Source organism: Brevundimonas sp. GW460-12-10-14-LB2 (assembly GCF_001636925.1).
Classification (GTDB): domain Bacteria; phylum Pseudomonadota; class Alphaproteobacteria; order Caulobacterales; family Caulobacteraceae; genus Brevundimonas; species Brevundimonas vesicularis.
In genome coordinates this window covers 853,493-873,543 of sequence record NZ_CP015511.1, presented here as the reverse complement: position 1 = coordinate 873,543, position 20,051 = coordinate 853,493, and the positions used below count along the sequence as shown (strand labels likewise).

At 68.0% G+C, this 20,051-nt stretch carries 24 protein-coding genes; 10 read left to right on the top strand and 14 right to left on the bottom strand.

What is annotated here, in order from left to right; genetic code table 11:
- The first annotated feature begins 7 nt into the window (after nt 1-7).
- Nucleotides 8-460, top strand: coding sequence for a low molecular weight protein-tyrosine-phosphatase (locus A4249_RS04220; RefSeq protein ID WP_066551273.1), 453 nt, complete (start codon nt 8-10; stop codon nt 458-460).
- Between the two features lie 39 nt (nt 461-499).
- Here A4249_RS04220 and rsmD read toward each other — a convergent pair whose 3' ends face one another.
- The 4 genes from rsmD to A4249_RS04200 are packed head-to-tail and all read right to left on the bottom strand — an operon-like array spanning nt 500 to nt 3,733.
- Entirely contained in the window at nt 500-1,075 is a 576-nt protein-coding gene (gene rsmD / locus A4249_RS04215; protein WP_066551271.1) for a 16S rRNA (guanine(966)-N(2))-methyltransferase RsmD, read from the bottom strand.
- The gene (locus tag A4249_RS04210; protein WP_197458453.1) at nt 1,075-1,716 is read right to left on the bottom strand and encodes a TMEM175 family protein; all 642 of its coding nucleotides are present in this window, start codon (nt 1,714-1,716) and stop codon (nt 1,075-1,077) included. The genes rsmD and A4249_RS04210 overlap by 1 nt, the downstream gene beginning before the upstream one ends.
- Nucleotides 1,717-1,745: 29 nt before the next feature.
- Nucleotides 1,746-2,156, bottom strand: coding sequence for a GFA family protein (locus A4249_RS04205; protein WP_066551267.1), 411 nt, complete (start codon nt 2,154-2,156; stop codon nt 1,746-1,748).
- A gap of 23 nt (nt 2,157-2,179) precedes the next feature.
- Nucleotides 2,180-3,733, bottom strand: a complete 1,554-nt coding sequence (locus A4249_RS04200; RefSeq protein WP_066554770.1) for a pseudouridine synthase — start codon at nt 3,731-3,733, stop codon at nt 2,180-2,182.
- Between the two features lie 12 nt (nt 3,734-3,745).
- Between A4249_RS04200 and tadA the strand changes: the two genes are divergently transcribed.
- Genes tadA through A4249_RS04185 form a run of 3 tightly spaced genes read left to right on the top strand, consistent with a single transcriptional unit; the run spans nt 3,746 to nt 5,767 of the window.
- Nucleotides 3,746-4,204 carry a tRNA adenosine(34) deaminase TadA gene (tadA, locus tag A4249_RS04195; protein ID WP_066551265.1) on the top strand — a complete coding sequence of 153 codons (459 nt, stop codon included), beginning with the start codon at nt 3,746-3,748 and terminating at the stop codon, nt 4,202-4,204.
- A gap of 50 nt (nt 4,205-4,254) precedes the next feature.
- On the top strand, nt 4,255-4,680 hold the full coding sequence (locus A4249_RS04190; protein ID WP_082464998.1) for an MliC family protein: 426 nt from the start codon (nt 4,255-4,257) through the stop codon (nt 4,678-4,680).
- 40 nt (nt 4,681-4,720) lie between these two features.
- The gene (locus tag A4249_RS04185) at nt 4,721-5,767 is read left to right on the top strand and encodes an NAD(P)H-dependent flavin oxidoreductase (RefSeq protein ID WP_066551263.1); all 1,047 of its coding nucleotides are present in this window, start codon (nt 4,721-4,723) and stop codon (nt 5,765-5,767) included.
- On the opposite strand, the gene A4249_RS04180 is transcribed toward A4249_RS04185, so the two are convergent.
- From A4249_RS04180 to A4249_RS17025, 4 genes are read right to left on the bottom strand one after another with little or no spacing between them, the layout of a single operon-like run.
- A complete protein-coding gene (locus A4249_RS04180; RefSeq protein ID WP_082854222.1) occupies nt 5,764-6,351 on the bottom strand; it encodes a GNAT family N-acetyltransferase in 588 nt (195 codons plus the stop codon). The two genes, A4249_RS04185 and A4249_RS04180, sit on opposite strands and share 4 nt — an antisense overlap.
- A complete protein-coding gene (aroB, locus tag A4249_RS04175; RefSeq protein ID WP_066551259.1) occupies nt 6,351-7,457 on the bottom strand; it encodes a 3-dehydroquinate synthase in 1,107 nt (368 codons plus the stop codon). Before aroB ends, A4249_RS04180 begins: the two co-directional genes overlap by 1 nt.
- Entirely contained in the window at nt 7,454-8,020 is a 567-nt protein-coding gene (locus A4249_RS04170) for a shikimate kinase (RefSeq protein WP_066551255.1), read from the bottom strand. The genes aroB and A4249_RS04170 overlap by 4 nt, the downstream gene beginning before the upstream one ends.
- Complete coding sequence (locus tag A4249_RS17025; protein ID WP_257722454.1) at nt 8,017-8,142, bottom strand: hypothetical protein; 126 nt, start codon at nt 8,140-8,142, stop codon at nt 8,017-8,019. The genes A4249_RS04170 and A4249_RS17025 overlap by 4 nt, the downstream gene beginning before the upstream one ends.
- A gap of 3 nt (nt 8,143-8,145) precedes the next feature.
- Here A4249_RS17025 and A4249_RS04165 point away from each other — a divergent pair, with 3 nt between their 5' ends.
- The 6 genes from A4249_RS04165 (at nt 8,146) to A4249_RS04140 (ending at nt 11,785) form a co-directional block, all read left to right on the top strand.
- Nucleotides 8,146-9,066, top strand: coding sequence for a site-specific tyrosine recombinase XerD (locus A4249_RS04165; protein ID WP_066551254.1), 921 nt, complete (start codon nt 8,146-8,148; stop codon nt 9,064-9,066).
- A gap of 17 nt (nt 9,067-9,083) precedes the next feature.
- Nucleotides 9,084-9,308, top strand: a complete 225-nt coding sequence (locus A4249_RS04160) for a DUF1902 domain-containing protein (RefSeq protein ID WP_066551253.1) — start codon at nt 9,084-9,086, stop codon at nt 9,306-9,308.
- A gap of 82 nt (nt 9,309-9,390) precedes the next feature.
- Nucleotides 9,391-9,585 carry a type II toxin-antitoxin system HicA family toxin gene (locus A4249_RS04155; RefSeq protein WP_066551252.1) on the top strand — a complete coding sequence of 65 codons (195 nt, stop codon included), beginning with the start codon at nt 9,391-9,393 and terminating at the stop codon, nt 9,583-9,585.
- A 90-nt stretch (nt 9,586-9,675) separates the two neighbouring features.
- A complete protein-coding gene (locus A4249_RS04150) occupies nt 9,676-10,623 on the top strand; it encodes an acetyl-CoA carboxylase carboxyltransferase subunit alpha (protein ID WP_066554768.1) in 948 nt (315 codons plus the stop codon).
- 134 nt (nt 10,624-10,757) lie between these two features.
- Nucleotides 10,758-11,309: a response regulator gene (locus A4249_RS04145; RefSeq protein WP_039247653.1), complete on the top strand. Its 552-nt coding sequence runs from the start codon at nt 10,758-10,760 to the stop codon at nt 11,307-11,309.
- On the top strand, nt 11,306-11,785 hold the full coding sequence (locus A4249_RS04140; protein ID WP_066551250.1) for a chemotaxis protein CheE: 480 nt from the start codon (nt 11,306-11,308) through the stop codon (nt 11,783-11,785). The genes A4249_RS04145 and A4249_RS04140 overlap by 4 nt, the downstream gene beginning before the upstream one ends.
- On the opposite strand, the gene A4249_RS04135 is transcribed toward A4249_RS04140, so the two are convergent.
- The 6 genes from A4249_RS04135 to A4249_RS04110 all read right to left on the bottom strand — a co-directional run bounded on the left by A4249_RS04135 (nt 11,770) and on the right by A4249_RS04110 (nt 19,976).
- Nucleotides 11,770-13,620, bottom strand: coding sequence for an ABCB family ABC transporter ATP-binding protein/permease (locus A4249_RS04135; protein ID WP_066551248.1), 1,851 nt, complete (start codon nt 13,618-13,620; stop codon nt 11,770-11,772). The genes A4249_RS04140 and A4249_RS04135 overlap by 16 nt on opposite strands.
- A gap of 110 nt (nt 13,621-13,730) precedes the next feature.
- Nucleotides 13,731-14,747, bottom strand: a complete 1,017-nt coding sequence (locus A4249_RS04130) for a threonine aldolase family protein (protein WP_066551246.1) — start codon at nt 14,745-14,747, stop codon at nt 13,731-13,733.
- The gene (locus A4249_RS04125) at nt 14,747-15,700 is read right to left on the bottom strand and encodes a mechanosensitive ion channel family protein (protein ID WP_066551244.1); all 954 of its coding nucleotides are present in this window, start codon (nt 15,698-15,700) and stop codon (nt 14,747-14,749) included. The genes A4249_RS04130 and A4249_RS04125 overlap by 1 nt, the downstream gene beginning before the upstream one ends.
- A gap of 52 nt (nt 15,701-15,752) precedes the next feature.
- Nucleotides 15,753-17,441: a cisplatin damage response ATP-dependent DNA ligase gene (locus A4249_RS04120; RefSeq protein WP_066554765.1), complete on the bottom strand. Its 1,689-nt coding sequence runs from the start codon at nt 17,439-17,441 to the stop codon at nt 15,753-15,755.
- A gap of 98 nt (nt 17,442-17,539) precedes the next feature.
- Nucleotides 17,540-18,034: an RcnB family protein gene (locus tag A4249_RS04115; RefSeq protein ID WP_066554762.1), complete on the bottom strand. Its 495-nt coding sequence runs from the start codon at nt 18,032-18,034 to the stop codon at nt 17,540-17,542.
- 124 nt (nt 18,035-18,158) lie between these two features.
- On the bottom strand, nt 18,159-19,976 hold the full coding sequence (locus A4249_RS04110; RefSeq protein WP_066551242.1) for a response regulator: 1,818 nt from the start codon (nt 19,974-19,976) through the stop codon (nt 18,159-18,161).
- Nucleotides 19,977-20,051 lie beyond the last annotated feature (75 nt).

The following is a 20,051-nucleotide window of genomic DNA, read 5'->3' as shown; positions in this document are numbered from 1 at the left end:
CAAACCCATGCCCTCCATACTCTTCGTCTGCCTCGGCAACATCTGTCGCTCCCCCCTCGCCGAGGCCGCGCTGCGCGCCGAGGCGGAGCGGCTCCGGCTCGACCTGATCGTCGATTCCGCCGGGACCGGGGACTGGCATGCGGGCGAGGCGCCGGACCCGAGGGCGCAGGCGACGGCGCGGCGGCATGGGGTCGAGATTTCGGGGTTGAAGGCGCGGCAGGTGACGCAGGCGGACTTTCGCCGCTTCACCCATGTGATCGCCCTGGACCACGAGAACCTGAAAAACCTGCGCCGTCTGCGGCCCGACGATGCGACCGCCGAGCTCAGCCTGCTGCTCGACCACGTCCCCGGCCGCGAGGGTCAGGCCGTCGCCGACCCCTATTTCGGCGACGACGACGGGTTCGAAATCACCTGGGCCGAGGTGACGGCGGCCGCGCGCGGCCTGGTCGCCAAACTGTAACCCTCCCCTCTCCCGTTGGGAGACGGGCAGCGTCGCCACTCACTCGGCTGTCGGCGAAACCTTCAGGAACAGCACCCTGGCTGCGCCATAGTCGCGCGCGTCCAGCCGCTCATAGCCGGGGGTGTCGATCTCCGGCTCGTCAGACCCGCGCTCGAACACCACCAGGGCGCCGGGCTTGAGCCAGCTTCCCTCGATCAGCCGCGCCAGCGTCTGCTCCCCCAGCCCCTTGCCATAGGGCGGGTCCAGAAAGGCCAGGTGGAACGCCTCGGCGATCGGGCCGGGCCGCACGCCCAGGTCCGTCGCGCTTCGGCGATGCACCCGCGTGCGTCCCATCAGCCCATAGGCGTCGGCGTTCTCGCGGATCGCGCCGCGCGCCCCGTCGTTCGTCTCGACGAACAGGCAGAAGCCCGCGCCCCGGCTGACCGCCTCGAACCCCAGGGCGCCCGACCCGGCATACAGGTCGATGACCCGCGCGCCCTGCAGGCTCTCGCCCCAGGCGGCGTGTTCCAGCACGTTGAACACGGCCTGGCGCGCGCGGTCCGAGGTCGGGCGCGTGCCCTGCCCCTCCGGCGCGACAATGGCCCGGCCCTTCAGGCTGCCCGCGACGATCCGCATCAGGCGGCTCCGCCAAAGCGCCGTCCGACCCAGACCCGGCCGGCGATCAACAGACCCAGCGCCAGCGCCGTCACGGCCGCCAGCAGCCCCACGCCTCTGGCCATCAGAAAGAAACTCAGCGCGCAGGCCAGCCCCGGCATCAGGGCATGGGTCACGACCACCGTGGCGCGCACCGCCCAATGCGGTCGCGGCCGGATCGCATCGGTCACGAAGGCGGCCCAGCCATAGGCGCCGGCATGCATCACGCCGATCAGCGCCACCAGGCTCAGATAGATCCACGCCCCCTCGCCGTTGCGAGGCTGCTCGTACAACAGGGTCGTGGCGAACGGCATCAACACCACCCCGGCCAAGGCCAGCATGTTGAACAGCATCACCCCGTTGCTGAAGCCGCTCATGCGGGCGAACACTCGCCTGTGCGTGTTCCAGAAGACGCCGATGATGGCGAAGCTCAGCGCAAAGGCGCTGAACATCGGCCACCGCTCGGCCCACAGGCTGGCCCACTGTCCGTCCCAGCCTTCCGGCACATGCAGTTCGATGGCCAACAGGGTGATGGCGATGGCGAACACCCCGTCCGAGAACAGCAGCAGCCGTTCCAGGCTGTGATCGCCCTTCGCCGGGCTCAGGTCCGCTGTCGTCGTCATCGCCATTCCCCCTGTCGCAACCCTTGTCGTCAATCCTGCGGCGGCGCGAACTGCGCCCACAGCTCGTCCGTCGTCAGGCGCGGCCGCTCGCCCGCCAGCGCATAGGTCGCCGGCTTGCTCTCGATGCAGAACTCGTCCTCAAGGGCGAAGACCGACGGATCGTCGAACGCCTGGGCCGAGACCATGGTGATCGCCCCGTCGTTGGATCGCCAGAACAGGCCCGTCCCGCAGGCGGGACAGAACTGCCGCGTCGCCCAGTCGGACGACACATAGGTCGCCACCTCGCCCGTGACCGCGACGCTGTCGCCGCAGTCCACGCTGAACAGGATGCCGCCCGACTGCCGCCGACAGGTCGGGCAGTGGCAGGCGTGCATCCCGCCGTTCGGCGTCGCGGTGAAGGTGACGGCGCCGCACAGGCACCGCCCGGTCGAGATCGTCATCGCTCAGTCCTCGGCGGCGAGCCTCAGCGGGGCGTGCGCGGCTTGCCGCCTGGCCCGCGTCCGCTCGTTCCGGACGGACCGGCCGGTTTGCCGCCGCCTGTGCGAGGTTTGAAGTCGCGGCCGCCGGCCGGCTTTCCGCCGGGACCGCCTGCGCGGGGGCCGGAGCCGGCGCGTCCCGCCGGCTTGGCGCCGGGCTTGCCGCGCCGGTCGTCGATGAACTGGTCGTCGCGCGGCTTGAAGGCGCGTTTTGGCCGATCTCCATCCTCACGCGCCGGACGATCACCGGCGGGCGCGGTGCGTTCGCGCGGCTTGAAGCTCTTGGAATGCTCGAACTTGGGCGCGGCCTTGGCCCAGCCTTCCTTCTTGGGCGGACGCTCGCGGCGCTCGACCGCGTCCGCCTGGGCCGTCTCGGCGGCGCGAACGCGGCTGGGCTTGCGCGACGGGTCCGACATGGCCGAACCCGACCGGCCCTTGACGATGGGCGTGGAGACCCGACGGCCGGGGATGGGCGCGGGCGTCTCGACCGTATTGCCGGTCGGCAGGTTCTCGGGCCGGATATAGTCGGCCAGCAGCTCGCGGATCACGCGCGGCCCGACCTCTTCCACCGAGCCGATGGGCAGGACGTCGAGGCGGAACGGGCCGTAGGCCAGGCGGATCAGCCGGTTAACCGTCAGGCCGACGGACTCCAGCACCTTCCTGACTTCGCGGTTCTTGCCCTCGGTGATCGATACCGAGATCCACAGGTTCGCCGGCGCCTTGCCGTCTTCGGATTTGGACTCCTTGGCCTTGTCGAGCTTGGCCTCGATGGGACCATAGGACACGCCGTCCACGACCACGCCGTCCTTCAGCGCGTCCAGCTGCTCCTGGGTGATCTTGCCCCGCGCCCGCGCCCGGTACTGACGCACCAGCGAGGTCGAAGGCAACTCCAGCGCCCGGCTCAGCTCGCCGTCATTGGTCAGCAGCAGCAACCCTTCGGTCGCCAGGTCCAGCCGTCCGACCGAAATCACGCGCGGCAAACCGGCCGGCAGGGCGTCGAACACCGTCGGTCGTCCCGTCGGATCGCTATGGCTGGTCAACAGGCCCGCCGGCTTGTGATAGCGCCAGACCCGCGTCGCCTGGGTCGAACCGATGGGCTTGCCGTCCACGGTGATCACGTCGTCGCGCGTCACCAGGGTCGCGGGCGTGTCCAGGATGCGGCCGTTGACCGCGACCTTGCCCAGGCCGATCAGCCGTTCGACCTCGCGGCGCGAGGCGATGCCGGCGCGGGCCATGGTCTTGGCGATTCGCTCGGCGCGCAGGGGCGTGTCCGGCGTCTTGGACTTGCCGTCCTTGCCGCCCCCGTCGCTGCGCGGCTTGTCGGTGCGGGGCCGGTCGCTGCGGGGCTTGTCGCTGCGGGGGCGGTCGGCCTTGTCGCCGAACCGCATGGCGCCGTCTTCGCGAGGGCCGCGCGGCTTGTCGCCGAATGATCTCGTCCCGTCGCCGCTCTTGCGGGGACCGGAGGATTTAAAGGGCCGGGGCGACCGTTCGTCTTGACGGGCGCGGGGCTTCTTGTCGTTGTCGTCTGTATGGCGGACCATGATGAGCGGTTCATGCGCATGGCGCTGGACCAAGCGCAAGCGGCGGCGGACGCAGGAGAGGTGCCCGTGGGCGCAATTCTTGTCGATCCTGCCTCAGGTGAGGTAATTTCGACCGGCGCCAATGGTCCGATTGCGGCCCGCGACCCCACCGCCCATGCCGAGATCGTCGCCATGCGGCGCGCGGCGACGGCGCTGGACAACTACCGCCTGACCCGCCTGACCCTCTATGTGACGCTGGAGCCTTGCGCCATGTGCGCCGGCGCCATCAGCCATGCCCGCATCGGCCGGGTCGTTTGGGCCGCCGACGATCCCAAGGGCGGCGCCGTCATCCACGGCCCCCGTCTGTTCGAACAGCCGACCTGCCACTGGCGTCCCAGCACGGACTCAGGCCTTCTGGCGAACGAGGCGTCCAGCCTGCTCAAGTCGTTCTTCCGTCTGCGACGGGGAACGGCGACAGGCGGCGCACGTTAGAACGCCGCGAAAAGCTGCGCCGTTGGGCGGGGCCGTGGAGGGAAAAGACCTTGTTCAAACCGGATCTGCCGCAGTCGATCGTCTTCAGCGGCTTAGCCGCCCTGGCCCTCCTCACCGCCTGCGGCGCCGATCCCGACAAGGCTCCGCGCACCGGCGACGAGGTCAAGGAACGCGCCATCCAGGCTCAGACCGCCCGCCAGCGCACCGGCGCCGAAATCCAGGACCGCACCCTGAACCGCGTCGTCCACACCGTCTATCTGTGCGACAACGGCGAGCGCCTGTCGGTCGATTTCGACAACCCGCGCCAGATGGCCACAATCCGCAATTCGTCCGGCGAGGCCATCGATCTGTATCAGGAGCGCGCCGCCGACGGCATCTGGTACCGCGCTTCCAACGTCGAACTGCGCGGCAAGGGCGTTTTGGCCACCTGGTCTGTCGAGGGTCGCCAGCCGACGGAATGCCGCGCGGTCGACTGATCGCGTTGCGAGAGGCGGCGCGGCTGCATACGTCAACCTCATGTCCCTGATCGAACAGCTCGGCCTGACCGCTCCGATCATCCAGGCGCCGATGGCCGGCGTCTCGACGCCCCGAATGGCCGCCGCCATTTGCAACGCTGGCGCTCTCGGCTCCATCGCCGTCGGCGCGACGGACACGGACGGCGCGGGCAGGATGATCGCCGAGACGCGGGCGCTGACCGACCGCCCCTTCAACGTCAATCTTTTCGTCCATGCCACGCCACGCCGGGACGCCGCTGTCGAAACCGCCTGGCTTCAAGCTCTGACCCCGCAGTTCGAGGCTTTCGGCGCTGTCCCGCCCGTCGCGCTGAACACGATCTACCAGAGCTTCGCCGACGACGACGCCATGCTTGCCCGACTGGTCGCAGACGCCCCCGCCGTGGTCAGCTTCCACTTCGGTCTGCCCGACGTCGCCCGCATCCGCGCCCTGAAGGCCGCCGGCTGCCTGCTGCTCGCCACCGCCACCAACCTCGACGAAGCCCTGGCTTGCAAAGCAGCCGGCATGGACGCTGTCGTGGCCCAGGGCTGGGAAGCCGGCGGTCATCACGGCATGTTCGATCCCGACGCCGACGACAGCCGCCTGGGGACGCTGGCCCTAACGCGTCTTCTGGTGATGCGCGCCGGCCTTCTAGTCATCGCTGCCGGTGGCATCATGGATGGGCGAGGCGTCCGCGCCGCCCTCGACCTCGGCGCCGTCGCGGCTCAGCTCGGCACCGCCTTCATCGCCTGTCCAGAAAGCGCGGCCGACGCGGGCTATCGCGCCGCCTTGAGCAGCGACGCCGCGCACCACACCACCATGACCTGTGCCGTCTCGGGCCGCCCTGCCCGCTGTCTGCGCAATCGTTTCACCGAGTGGGGCGAGCAGACGACGGCGGTCATCCCGGACTACCCGGTCGCCTATGATGCGGGCAAGGCCCTGAACGCCGCCGCAAAGGCCGCTGGCGAGACCGGCTTCGGCGCCCAATGGGCGGGTCAAGGCGCCCCGCTAGCGCGCGCCATGCCCGCCGCCGACCTGATCGCGGGTCTGATCGAGGAGATGCGGGCCTAGACCAACGCCGCCAGTCGCCGATCCAGCCCGTCGCGCACCGAGGGCCAGTCGTCGTCGATGACGGCGAACATGGCGGTGTCGCGCGCCCGGCCGGTCCAGGTGATCTTGTGCTTGCGCAGGACGCCCTCGGCCTTGGCGCCTAGTTTCAGGATGGCGGCCTGGCTCTGAACCTTGACGGCGTCGGTGATGATCTCGACCCGCACCGCGCCCGCGTCGAAGGCATGCCCCAGCAACAGCCGCTTGCAGGCCGGGTTGATCGCGCCGCCCCGCGCCTCGGGTCGATAGAAGGTCGAGCCGATCTCGCAGCGGCGATAGGCGGGGTTGATCTCATACAGGCTGGTCGTCCCGACCACCGCCCCATCGGACAGTCGCCGCACCGCATAGGCGATCCGTGTACCGGCCTGCATCGCCGCCAGGGCGCTGTCCCACCAGCCCTCGAAATGCGCGCCATAGGCCGGGGCGACCATGATGTTCCAGGCGGCCGCGTCGCAGTCCAGCGCCGCCTGCACCTCGGCCTTCAGCCCGTCCTCGAACGGCTCCAGCCGCACGAAACGATCCTCCAGCGGCTCCGCGCCGATCCGCATCATGCGGTCGCGCCCTCCTCGATCAGGAAGGCCCGCACCTTGGCCGCATCCACGCCCTTGGCGACGAAGGCCTGGCCGATGCCGCGCGCCAGGATCAGGGTCAGCGCCCCGCCCTCGGCCTTCTTGTCGCCCGCCATCAGGGCCAGCAGACGATCGGCCGCGAACGATCCCGCCTGATCCAGCCGCGTCGGCAGCCCAGCCGCCGCAACCACCGCCTCGACCCGTTCGACATTGGCGGCCGAACACAGTCCTTCGCGCGCCGAATAGCGGAAGGCCATGCAGCAGCCCAAGGCGACCGCCTCGCCGTGCGCCAGCGCCCCTTCGTCGAAGCCGACCTCGGTCTCGATCGCATGGCCGAAGGTGTGACCCAGGTTCAGCAGGGCGCGCCGCCCCGCCTCCTTCTCGTCCTCGCCGACCACCGCACTCTTGATCTCGACCGAGCGGATCACCGCCCGTTCCAGCGCCGCCGGGTCGCCCTTGGCGCCCGCAGCCCCCTCGCCCGCCAGCCAGTCGAAGAACGACGCGTCGCAGATCAGCCCGTGCTTCAGCACCTCGGCCCAGCCGGACCTCACCTGGCGTTCCGGCAGCGTCGCCAGCACGTCGATGTCCGCCAGCACCAGACGCGGCTGATGAAAGGCGCCGACCAGGTTCTTGCCGCGCGGCGTGTCGATGGCTGTCTTGCCGCCGACGGACGAATCGACTTGGGCCAGCAGGGTCGTCGGAATCTGCACGAAGTCGATGCCGCGCATGAACAGGGCCGCCGCCAGGCCGGCCAGATCGCCGACGACACCACCACCCAGGGCGATGACCACGTCCTTGCGATCCAGACCGATCTCCAGCAGCCGGTCCAGCACGCGTTCCAGCTCGGCGAAGGACTTGGAGCCCTCGCCTGCCGGCACCGCCACGATCTCGCTGGTCACGCCCGCCGCCGTCAGCGACGCGGTCAGGGTCTGGGCGTGGATCGCCGCCACCGTCTCGTCGGTGATGATGACCGTCCGCCCCTTTGCCAACGGTGCGATGTGTGCGCCGGCCTGCGCCAGCAGCCCGCGTCTCACCACCACGTCATAGGCGGCAAAGGCCCCGCCGCTGACCGGAATGATCGTCATTGCGGAGTCTCCGTGCGTCGTCTCTGGCGCCAGTGTCGGCGCAGGTTCTTGTGAATGGCGTCCACCGCCTGGCCGTGCGAGCCCTGCCCGACGTCCACGGTCACATCGGCCTCGCCGTAAATGGGATAGCGCGCCTCGGCCAGGCCCGTCAGCACCTCCAGCGGATCTTTGCCCCGCAGCAGGGGCCGCGTGTCGCGGCGCGCCACCCGCTCCGCGATGACCGTCAGATCCGCCCTCAACCAAACCGTGTCGGCCTTGGCCTTCAACAGCGCCCGCGTCTCCGGGTTCATCATCGCCCCGCCGCCGGTCGCCAGGACGATGGGCGGCCCCTCCAGCAGGCGGCGGATCACCCGCGCCTCGCCTGCCCGGAACTCGGCCTCGCCCAGGGCGGCGAAGATTTCCGACACCGTCATCCCGGCCGCCGCCTCGATCTCCACATCCCCGTCCGCAAACGGCAGTCGCAGCCGATTGGCCAGCCGACGCCCGACCGACGATTTGCCCACCCCCATCAGGCCGACCAGGGCTATGGTGCGGGTCGGACCCGGATTCGCGCGCCGCCTCATCCGGCGGCTCCGGCGGAACGGTCGGTCGAGAGGAAGGCGAAGGCGGCGGCGCGGGCAGGCATGATCCAGAAAACCTCTACACCAAGCCTGACCTTGCGCCAGTCGTTCAGGCTGTGGATCACCGCATGACGCCCCAGATCGAGGCCTTTCTGGAAATGATGGCTGTCGAACGCGACGCCTCGCCCCATACGCTGTCCGCCTATGGCCGCGATCTGGCGGACGCGGAGATGGCATTGTCGGATACCGGCGGATTGATGAAGGCCGACGCCGAAGCGGTCGAGGCCTGGTTCGCCGACCTGTCGCGGCGCGGCCTGTCGGCGGCCACCGCCGCCCGTCGCCGCTCGTCCGCGCGTCAGTTCTATCGCTTCGCCCTGGCCGAGGGGTGGCGCACCGACGACCCTTCGCGCCGCCTCGACGCCCCCAAACAGGGCCGGTCCCTGCCCAAGGTGTTGAGCCGCGCCGAGATCGACGCCCTGCTGGCCGCCTCGGCCGCCCGTGACGCGGCGGCGGGTCTGCGCCTGGTCGCCCTGGTCGAGATGGCCTACGCCTCCGGCCTGCGGGTGTCGGAACTGCTGGGGCTCAAGGTCGAGGCCATCCGCCGCGACCCCGCCTATCTGATCGTGCGCGGCAAGGGTGGCAAGGAACGGCTCGCGCCCCTGAACACCGCCGCGCGCGAGGCCATCAAGGCCTGGCTGACCGCCCGCGACGCCAAGCTCAAGGGCAAGGATGGGCGAAAGCCCGAGGCGCCCGACAGTCCCTGGCTGTTTCCCTCCTCCGGCCGCACTGGCCATCTGACCCCGCGCCGTTTCGCCCAACTGTTGGACGAGGCCGCCATCACGGCCGGCATCGACTCCGCCCGCGTCAGCCCCCACGTCCTGCGCCACGCCTTCGCCACCCACCTGCTGGAAGGCGGCGCGGACCTGCGCGTCGTCCAGACCCTGCTGGGCCATGTCGATATCGCCACGACCCAGATCTACACCCACGTCGCCACCGATCGCCTGGCCCAGGTCGTCCAACAAAACCACCCCTTGGCGCGCGACGACTGACAGCGCATATTCCGGCTATGGCTGAAGAGTTCTACGTCAAGGCGATCTGGGATCCCGAGGCAGGGGTCTGGTGCAGCGAGTCGAACATTGTTGGGCTGGTGCTGGAAACGGCGACGCTCGGAGAGTTCGAGAACCTCGCGCGCCATTTCGCGCCTGAGCTTCTGGCGGAAAATCTCGGAATCCACGGCGAAGTTCCCGTTCGCTTTGAAGCAGTGGGCGGGTTTGACGTCATCGCGGCATAGATACTTGGCTATTCGAACCGCCCCGCGCTGTAGGCCAAATGGTGGTCTGATAAGACCTAGCCACTGAGGTCGCAGACACAAAATGCCCAAGGACTTCTACCCCGAACTGACCGCCCTCCTCTCCGCCGCCGGCTGGCGTCGTGTCGTCAACGCCAAGGGCAGTCACGAAAAATGGCGACACCCGAACCAGCCGCACGCCGTCATCGTGCCGCGCTCGAAGAGCCGCCACACCGCCAACACCGTCCTCAAACAGGCCGGTTTGCCCAAAGCGTTCTGAACCCCCGCTTGCCCGGCGGCGTTGACCTCTCTAGGTTCGCGCGCCTTCCCCAAGGGCGCTTTCGCCCGTTTGCAGTTCCCGGACGCCTTGATGGCCACGCACTATCTCGACTTCGAAAAGCCGATCGCCGATCTGGAAGCCAAGATCGAGGAGCTTTCGCTGCTGGCCGACACCTCGGGCGACATCGACCATGAGATCGAGGGCCTGCGCAAAAAGGCCGAGCAGCTGCGCAAGAAGACTTACGCCGGCCTCGACCCCTGGATGAAGACCCAGGTCGCGCGCCATCCGCAGCGGCCGCACTTCATCGATTACGTCCAAAGCCTGTTCACCGACTGGAACGAACTGCACGGCGACCGTCAGTTCGGCGACGATCAGGCCATCCTGGGCGGCCTGGCCCGGTTCCGCGGTCGTCCAGTCGTCATCATGGGCCACGAAAAGGGTCACGACACCGCGACCCGCATCACCCACAACTTCGGCATGGCCCGGCCTGAGGGCTATCGCAAGGCAGTGCGCCTGATGGACATGGCCGAGCAGTTCGGCCTGCCCGTGCTCAGCTTCATCGACACCGCCGGCGCCTATCCGGGCCTGGGCGCCGAGGAGCGCGGCCAGGCCGAGGCCATCGCGCGCTCGACCGAGCGCTGCCTGACCCTGGGCGTGCCCTCCATCGCCACCATCACGGGCGAAGGCGGTTCGGGCGGCGCCATCGCCATCGCAGCGGCCAGCCGCGTGCTGATGCTGGAACACTCGATCTATTCGGTGATCTCGCCCGAGGGCGCAGCCGGCATCCTGTGGCGCGACGGCGCGCGGGCCAAGGATGCTGCTATGGCGATGAAGATCACCGGCCCTGACCTGATGCAGCTGAAGATCGTGGACCGCCTGATCCAAGAGCCTGTCGGCGGCGCCCACACCGATCGCGACGCCGCCATGGCCAATGTCGGCGACGTTCTGGCCGAAGAACTGAAGGGCTTCGACGGCCTGACGCCCCAGCAGATCAAGAAGCGTCGCGCGGATCGCTTCTACGCCATCGGCGCCCTCTGACGCCCGGTCGCTCCGGCGACCAGCGTTAACGCAGCATCCACCCTCGTCTGCCAAGCTCGGCGCTTCGTTCAAGGGCATCGAGGTTTGCGACCGGCCATGAGTTCAGCGGCGCGACAGACTGGGGCCTTTGCGCCATGAGCGGCGGCGAGTCCCTGCGTGAAAGCGCCGTCTTCAATCTGGCTGGCGCGATCACGATGATCGTCGACGATTCGCCGTTTTCGCTGACGCTGACGTCCAACGCCCTGACCGGTTTCGGCATCCGCCCGACCTATGCGTGCGGCACGGGTATGGAAGCCAAGAAGCTGCTGACCGACAAACCCGTCGATCTGCTGGTCGTCGACACCGACATGCCCGACATCGACGGGTTCGAACTGGTGCGCTGGCTGCGCCGCTCCGGCCCCAATCCCAACGCCTTCACCCCCGTCATCATGACCGCCAGCCACATTCGTCGCGGGCGCGTCGCCGAGGCGCGGGACTGCGGCGCCAACTTCGTCGTCACCAAGCCCTTCAGCCCGGCGCTTCTGCTGGAGCGCATCCTGTGGGTGGCGCGCGACAGCCGGCCCTTCCTGGAGGTCGGCGACTATCTGGGCCCGGATCGCCGGTTCCGACACACCGGCTATGAAGGCGTGGAACGCCGCGCCGACATGATTCGCAAGGCGAAGGGGATGGAGAGTCTGGCCCTATGACCGTCATCACCCACACTCAGCGCAAGTCTCGCCTGGCAGAGATGCTGGATCGCCCCGGCGGTGTCAGCGTCGGGGTCGCCCTGGCCCAGGCCCGCGCCAATCTGGACGGACTTCAGGATCAGGCCCGCGCCATCATCGGCGACAATATCGCGGCCCTGCTGGCCAAGCCCGATCCGAACCTGATCGAGCCCATGCGGCTGGATCTGGCCTATTCCGCCTCAAGCCAGATCATCGATGCGGCCAGCCCGTTCGAGATGGACGACCTGTGCACGGCGGCCAAGGGCCTATGCGACCTGCTGGACGCCGCGCCGCGCCAGGGCGGGTTCGACTGGCGCATCGCCACGGTCCATGCCCAGGCGATGAAGCTGTTGCTGGCGCTCCCGCCGGAAGAGCAGGCCGCGCGGACCGCCATCCTGACGAACCTGCATGAGGTTCTACGCAAGAAGCTCCCGGCCGCCGATCAGTCGGCCATCTGAGGCGTCTTGCCGCCGCGCGTCTGTTTGCGCCACAGCGCCGCATACTCCCCGCCTTGTCGGGCCACCAGTTCGTGGTGACCGCCGCGTTCGACGATCCGCCCGGCCTTCAGCACCAGAATCTGGTCCGCGTCCGCCACGGTCGACAGCCGGTGTGCGACCACCAGGGTCGTGCGACCGTTCCTGGCCTTGCGCAGCGTCTTCTGAATCGCCGCCTCGGTTCGGCTGTCCAGCGCGCTGGTCGCCTCGTCCAGGATCAGGATGCACGGATCGGCCAGCAGGGCGCGGGCGATGCCCACCCGCTGACGTTCGCCGCCCGACAGCTTGAGGCCCCGCTCGCCGACCTTGGTCTGCATGCCGTCCGGCAAGCCGCGAATGAAGTCGGCCAGTTCCGCCGCCTCCGCAGCCGCCCACACCTCCGCCTCATCCGCCTCGGGCCGGGCGAAGGCGATGTTGGCGGCCAGGGTGTCGTTGAACAGCGCCACATCCTGAGGCACCAGCGCCACCGCTGATCGCAGCGAGGCCTGGGTCACCTCACGTGCGTCATGGCCGTCGATCAGCACGCGCCCTTCCTGCGGATCGAGCAGACGCAGCGCCAGTTTGACAATGGTGGACTTGCCAGCGCCCGAGGGCCCGACCAGCGCCGTCGTGGTGCCCGGCGCGGCGTAGAAGCTGACGTCCTCTAGCCCATTGGCCCGGGCGTCGTGGCGGAAGCCGACGGCCTCGAACGCGACCGACGCGCCGCGCGCATCGACCGGCCGCGGCAGGGCGAAGGCGTTCGGCGAATCGGCGACCTGCGGCGTCTGTCGCGTCACCTTCAGCATCTCCTCCATGTCGATGAAGGACTGACGGATTTCTCGATAGGCGAAGCCCAGAATGTTCAGCGGCGCATATAGCGAGATCATGATCAGCACCGCCGCTGTCACGTCGCCCGGCCCCATCCTTCCGGCCGCCGCCTCGAACCCAGCCATCACCGCCATGACGCCCAGCCCCAGGTTCATCACCAGGGCCTGCATCCCGTTCAGCATGTTCAGCGAACTGTTGGCCTTCAGCGACGCCTCGGCATAGTCGCCCAGCGCCCGGTCATAGGTCTGGGCCGCGCGCGTCTCGGCCCCGAACGACTTCACCGTCTCATAGTTCAGCAGGGCGTCGACCGAGACGCCGGCGGCCTCGGAATCGGCCGCATTCATGATCCGGCGATGCTCCAGCCGCCAGTTGGACATGGCGAAGGTGGCGGCGGTGTAGATGACGACCACGACCACCGCGACGGCGGCGAAACGCCAATCGTATTTGGCCCCCAGCACCCCGGCCGCCAGCACCAGCTCCACCCCCGTCGGAACCAGGTTGAAGGCGAGGATGCGCAGCAGGAAATCGACCGCGCGCGATCCCCGGTCCATCGTCCGCGACAGGGCGCCTGAGCGTTTGGTCTGGTGGAAATCCAGCGACAGGCTCAGCGCATGAGCGAAGGCCTCGGCCGCCGTCGCGCGCTGGGCGGCGGCGCGCACCGGCGCGAATACGACGTCGGAGATAAGAGGTGAGGCCGCCGACAGGAACCGCACGACGGTCCAGCCGATGGCGAAGGCCGCAAAGCCCAGGCCGACGGCGGTCGCCGCACCCTGCCCCGCCGCCAGACGGTTGACCGCCGCGCCCAGCACCAGCGGCGCCATGACGCCCAGTCCCTTGCCCGCCAGCGTCAGCAGGATGGCCGAGATCAGCCGCAATCTCAGGTGCGGCGCGCCTGATCGGACCACCAGCCGCGCCAAATCCGCCAGCGCCGTCAGCGTCGGGGGTCCGTCCGTCTTGTCCTGTGGGCTCCCTGCCTGCTGCGCCTTGACCATCGGGTCACGCCTGCCGCCGGAGCGTTCGCCTCGTATCGCCATGATCCGCATATGGAAAGCCAATGCGACCGGGGAAAGGCCACGCTGGCGCGCGAACGGGGATTAGTCGCTCAGCCCAGACCGGCGACCGCATCGATCAACTCGTCCACAGCCGCTTCCTGCGTCGCCCACGAACAGACGAAGCGCACCGAGCCGTCATCGAAGGCGTAGCAGGCCCAGCCCATTTCGTTCAGGCGGGCATGCGCCTCTGGCGGCATCCGCACGAAGACGGCGTTCGCCTCCACCGGATGGGCCAGGACGAAGGGCGACCGCCCCGCGATGCCAGCCGCCAACCGCTGCGCCATTAGATTTGCGTGGGCGCCGCCCGACTCCCAATCGCGGCTTTCCAGCAAGCCCAGCATCGGACCCGACAACAAACGCGTCTTGGATGACGTCTGGCCCGCCTGCTTGAGCCGATTGTCCAGTCGCCGCGCCAGGGTCTTGTCGAACAGCACGATCGCCTCGGCGCAGTTGGCGCCCGCCTTAGCCCCGCCGAACACCAGCACGTCCACGCCCAGGCGCGGAATGTCCTTCAAATCGAAACCGGCGGCGACGGCATTGGTCAGGCGCGCTCCGTCCATGTGGACGCCATAGCCCAGCGCCTTGGCCGGTTCGATCAGGTGACGCAGTTCTTCCTCGGTGTAGACCGAGCCATATTCCGTGGCCTGGGTCAGCGACAGGGCGGCGGGCGGTTGACGATGCCCGACTTCGGGTTCGCCCAACTGCGCCTGCAAGGCCAGCGGATCGATCTTGCCCGAGAACCCCGGCAGCCCGATCAGGCCGACGCCGTGACCGAAGAAGCCCGGTGCCCCCGTCTCGTCTGTGCAGATGTGCGCCGCATGGTGAGCCAGCACCGCCTCATAGGGTTGGGCCAGCATCGACAGAGCGATGGCGTTGGCCGCCGTCCCACTGAAAACAAAACGCACCTCGGCGTCGGCATCCAGACGCTGGCGAATCTGGTCGGCGGCGCGGGCGGTGACCTCGTCTGCGCCATAGGCGCGCGCGAATCCCTTGTTGGCGCGCACCAGGCCTTCGATGGCGCTCAGCGCCATGCCGGCGGTGTTGTCGGAGCCGAAATCGTAACGCATCAACGGTTCGTCGCCTTCAGCTCGGCATTATCGTCATCGACCGTGCGGACGCGCACGACCGGAACCACATCCTCATCGCCATAGGGCACGGCGACCTGATGCGGGAACGGAATCTCGATCCCGGCGGCGTCCAGCGCCTCCTTGCCGCCCTGCATCAGGTCGGCCTGGGTCTGCCACCAGTCGCCGACCTTGACCCAGGCGTGCAGCGTCACCTGCACCGAGCTGTCCAGCAGGCCCGTCACGCCGGTCCAGGGATGGGGATCGTGCAGCACCTTGTCGTGTGCGGCGGCCATATCCGCCAGCACGCAACGCGCCTGGTTCAGATCGTCGCCATAGCCGACCGTGAAGTTGATCTCGATCCGGCGCGTCTGCTGGCCGGTCAGATTGGTCAACGGGTCGCTCAGAACCTTGGAGTTCGGAATGACGATCTTGTGGTTGTTGGCGTTGGAAAGTTGGGTCGTGAACAGGTCCAGTCGCTGCACCGTGCCGCTCATCCCGCCGACATCGACGACGTCGCCGACCCGGTAGGGCCGCAGCACCAGCAGCATGATACCCGACGCCACGTTCGACAACGTGCCCTGCAACGCCAGACCCACCGCCAAGGACGCCGCGCCCAGCACGGCGATGATCGAGGTCGTCTGAACGCCCAGGCGCTGGAGCACGGCGATCATGCCGATGATGAAGACCACCACCCGCACGACCTGGACCGCGAAGCTCAGGACCGTTGGATCGTGGCGGAATCCCTTGACCCTCGACAGCGTATTGCGCGCCCCGCGCGCCGCCCATTTCGCCGCAAAGACGGTGAGGACGAAGATCAGGATGGCGATCGTCAGGTTGATCGCGAAATCACCTGCCATGTCGGTCAGCTTGGCGATCACGGCGGCATCGATCGAAACGGCCTTACGGCCCGCGGCCACCGCGTCGGCGACTTCGTTGGAAAGAGGCAGAGACATGAGGTCGGGTCTAACGCTTGACGCGACGATTGGAACCCCCGAAAGCCCGATTTCAGGCCTTGGCGATCCGTCCGCCGCCGCTTTCGATAGCGTCCAGCAGGTCCATTACGTCGTCGATGGTGTTGGCCTCTCGCGCCGGCTTGTCCCAGCGAATGCGGCTGACGCGCGGGAAGCGCATGGCCACGCCGGACTTGTGCCGGGTCGAGCGATTCAGTCCTTCGAAGGCGATCTCCAGCACCAGGCCGAAGTCCCGCTCGGCTCGCACAGACCGCACCGGCCCGTATCGGTCGATGGTGTGATCGCGCACGAACTTGTCGAGCTGTTTCAACTCCTCGTCGGTAAAGCCGAAATAGGCCTTGCCCACCGGCGTCAGCGCGCCCTCCGGCGTCCAGACGCCGAAGGTGTAGTCGGAATAGAAGCTGGAGCGCTTGCCGTGCCCGCGCTGGGCGTACATCAGGACGGCGTCGATGACGTGGGGGTCGCGCTTCCACTTGAACCACGGCCCCTTGGGTCGCCCCGCCAGATAGGGGCTGTCCCAGCGTTTCAGCATCAGCCCCTCTGCCGCCGCCCCAACCGGCGGATCGGCTCGCAACCGCGCCAACTGATCCCAATCGGCATAATCGACCACCGGCGACAGATGCAGTCGCTCGCCGGTATGACCATTGACAAGGGCCTCCAGGCGCGCCCGACGCTCGCGCAGCGGCAGGCCGCGCAGATCCTCGCCGTCTTGGGCCAACAGGTCATAGGCGACCACCGCCGCCGGAAAGGCCTGCATCGCCTTGGCGTCCACCGACTTGCGATTAAGTCGCTGCTGAAGGTCCCCGAACGGCGCGACCGCCCCGTCGCGCCAGACGATCAGCTCGCCATCGATCGCGCCCTGAAACGCCAAGGCCTCCATCACATCGGGAAAGGCGGCCGAAATCTCGTCGCCGGTGCGCGAATAGAGCTTGCGGACCTCGCCCTCTAGCACCGCCTGAACCCGTATGCCGTCCCACTTCCACTCGGCGGCGTAGTCGGCCGGCGACAACTTGGGAAGATCGACCGGTTCATCGATGGCGACCGCCAGCATGACGGGTCGGAAACGGCCGGGCGCATCCGGGCTGGGCCGCTCCGCCCTGCCCTCCAGCCAGGCGAACAGGTCGGCGTAGGGCGGCTCGACCGCGTGCCAGACCTCCTCGATTGCCGAGGCGTCCAACGCCTCCAGCGTCATCTGCTCCTCGTCGCCCTCCGGCGAAGGCGGCGCCATCACCGCGTCCGGGCGCATCATGGCCGCCGCCGTTTTGGCCAGCCGCGACGACAGCCCCACGCGCAAGGCCCCGGTCATCAGCTTCAGCAGCGCCCAGCGCCCTTTCGGCTCCAGCGCATCCAGCCAGCTTTCCAGAAGACCGCGCACCTCCGTCCGCGTGGCGGTCCTTAGCGCCTCGACGACCTCGGCCAACTCGGGCTCGCGGTTCGGCCGATGGTCAGGCGTCACGGGCCAGATCAGGGCCACCGTCTCCGCCAGATCACCCACATAGTCGTAGGACCAGCCGAACAGCACGCTGTCGACCCGGCCTTCGACCGCCTTTCGGATCATGGCCGGCTTGGCCGCGTCGAACGTCAGGTCGCCGGTCAGGGCCGCCAGCGCCCAACCCCGATCCGGATCGGGCGTCGCTCTCAGATAGTCGCGCACCAGCACCAGCTTCGCATTGCGCGAAGCCGTCAGGGACAGGCGGTCCAGAAGCTCGGCGAAGGCGCGCATCGTCATCCATCTTGGGCGCCGGAGGCGTCTCCGTCCTCTTCAGAACGAAAAACGCCCCGGAGGTTTCCCTCCGGGGCGCATATCAAATCCCTGATGGATCAGTTGAACAGTCCGGCGATCACGGCGGTGATCAGGCCGCCGGCGACGACGGCGAGCACCACGTCATTACCGCTGCGGACGTATTGGTAGCCACGAGGCGGCGCACGCAGGCCATAGCGGTTATAGTCATTCACCACATAGGCGTTGGTCCGGTAGTAGGACGGCATCCGCTGACCATAGCTCCAGGTCCGAACCGCATAGCCGCGCGGGGGAACATAGCGCGGTGCGTTGTAACGACGTTCCGCACGCTGCCAGCGCTCATAGGCGCGTTGCTGCTGGCGATAGTCACGACGATCCTCACGAAGCTCGCGGCGGTAGTCGCGGCGATCCTGGCGATAGTCCCGACGATCGTAGTGGTCAGGACCCGGACCGTGGCGTGCGGCGGGGCCATGCGGACCGTGGGGCGGCATGGGCTGGGCCGACGCTGCGCCAGCGGCACCCAGCGCGCCGGCGGCCATGACCGAAGCGATTGCGGTGGTCAGGATCTTTTTCATGATCGTGTCTCCATCTGCGCCGAAGACCATCGGCTTGGATGCAGTTATGGAGCACGGCGACTGAGGCGCACCTGAACCGGCGTCATCGGCCCAGGTTCATGTCGGGAACACAGGATCGCCGCAATCAGGCGGCGACCGAGGTCTCCGACGACGGCAGAGCCATCTGCGCGACCGCGTCGCGACCGCCGCCGACGCGCCCCATCAGGGCGGCCAGGGCGCCGAAATCGATCGGCTTGTTCAGATAGGCGTCGGCGCCGGCCTGAAGACCGGCCGCGTGATCCTCATGACGCGCCGAGGCGGACAGGACCACAATGGGGGTGCCGGCGTTTTGGCCGCCCTCTCGGATCATGCGGGTCGCGGTCAGTCCGTCCATCACCGGCATGTTCACGTCCATGATGATCAGGTCGAACGGCTGGTCCTTGGCGATATCGACTGCGATCTGGCCGTTCTCGGCCGTCGAGGTGACGTGGCTGGCCGAGCTCATCCAGGCCTCCAAGATCATGCGGTTCACCGGGTGATCCTCGACCACCAGGACGCGCAGCGACTCGCCGCCTTCGATCTCGGCATGAACCTCGGCCGCCGCGACGGACTTGGCCCATTCCACGACCTCGGCCTCGATTTCCAAGGTGAAGCACGAGCCCTCGGCGAGCTTGGACGTCACGGTGATGTCGCCGCCCATGATATTGGCCATGCGCCGTGCGATAGTTAGGCCCAGACCCGTGCCGCCAAAGCGGCGCGTGGACGAGGTGTCGACCTGGGTGAAGGGCATGAACAACCGCTCCAGATCGGCCGCCGCAATGCCTGCGCCGCTGTCCTGGACGACAAACTCGAACCGCACGCGCTGATCCGACACGCGGTGTCCGCGCACGAGATAGTGGATCTCGCCGGCCTCGGTGAACTTGACCGCATTGGACAACAGGTTCTGCACCACCTGGCAGACGCGCAGCGGATCGCCGCGCACCACCGTCGGGATGTCGCCTTCCACGGTCGTGACGAACGTCAAGCCCTTGGCTTCGGCCTGGGCCTCGAAGGGGCCGGTGATGCGCTTGTTCAGACCGTCGACGGCGACATCGACGACCTCGAAGTTCATCTTGCCGGCCTCGATCTTGGTCATGTCGAGAATGTCGTTCAGCAGCGACAACAGATTGTCGCCGGAGTTGCGAATGATCGACAGATATTCGCGCTGCGTCGTCTCCAGTCGTGTCGCGCTGAGCAGTTGGGCCGCGCCCAGCACGCCGTTCATGGGAGTGCGCAGTTCGTGCGAGATCACGCCCAGGAAGTTCGACTTGGCGTCATTGGCGGCGTTGGCCTTGTCGCGGGCCGCTTCCAGCTCCTCGATCAGATGCGCCTGGTGCGACTGGAAGGCCCGGATGCGGTCTTCGCGCAGCAGGGTCATGGTCACCAGCACGAACAGACCCGCAGCTGTGAACGGCAGGACCGCCAGCATCGACCAGAAGGCGTTGGTGCCCCACAGGCTGAACAGAATGATCGTCGCGGCCGCGCCGTAAGGCGAAGAGATGATCAGGGCCTGACGCGGCGAGCTGCGAAGCTGGGCGAACACCAGCACATAGCCGGAAATCAGCAGGGCGAGGGCCAGAGGCCGTCCGAACTCGGTGGGCGAGAACCAGGCCATCAAAGGCGCAATAGCCCAGGCGCCGGTCGTCACCGTAGCCACGATCGGGAAGATCACGCCCCAGTTGGTGCCGACGCGATGGCTCAGGCGATGTTCGACAATTCCCCGCAGCGACCCGGCCGCCAGGGTGCCGCCGAACCAGAGAAGCGCTGGCCACAAGCCGACGGTGCCGAGAAGACCCACGCCCCACGAGGCGATGATCATGTAGCGGAGATACTGCGTCTGCAGGATGGCGGTCAGCGCCTGGGCCGCGTCTCCGGCGCGTTGCTCGCCTTCGAGCGCCTTCGCGACGCCGTCTGATTCCACCATAAGCCCAGATCCCCACGTTCTGTTTGGTCGGATGACGCTAAGACGAAGGTTCTAAGACGATGTGAACGCAGTTCT